We start from the raw sequence: 585 nt of genomic DNA on the forward strand, positions 1-585 counted from the left end.
TGCCGGTCCACGATTAGCGCAGTCCCCATGAACGTACTATCCAAGATTCAATTTTCGCCTGCGCTACTATCACAAAAGGTGAGAGCGTCCGAGGAAGGTCATGCCGGCTCTGGAATGAAGTTCTACATTCGCATCCGACAGAATATAAAGCCCATCTTAATGTTGGCCTCGGAGCAAGACCCTATAAGCACCATTATGACCATGGCCAGCCCTAACGAAGGCACTAATCTCGTGGCTTTTTCCACTGATCCGTCACAAATTGACCCCAACAACCACGCGCAAGTCCAAAAATTATTGCGCCGCTTTCTACCGGATGTTGATGTGGTGGATACCCTACACTATGACTGGCACCTGGACCCTTACTCAAAGGGTACTTGGTGCGTTCTGAAAAAAGGTCAATTGACGAATTCGATTACTGCATTACGCGAACCCCAAGGGCGAATATATTTTGCCGGTGGCGATATTGACTTAGGCTGGCGCGGATTTATCGACGGCGCTATTGCGACGGGTAACCAAGTTGGCCAAAAAGTGGCTCGTCTACTAAACGCACGCACGACCCCAATTTATAAAACAGAAAAAATGGCA

At 48.7% G+C, this 585-nt stretch carries 1 protein-coding gene; it reads left to right on the forward strand.

Annotated elements, in window-relative coordinates; translation table 11 throughout:
- Nucleotides 1-12: 12 nt before the first annotated feature.
- A partial coding sequence (locus A3766_RS06930; RefSeq protein WP_255375341.1) for an FAD-dependent oxidoreductase occupies nucleotides 13-585 on the forward strand: 573 nt, incomplete at its 3' end.

This window comes from Oleiphilus sp. HI0132 (genome assembly GCF_001635845.1).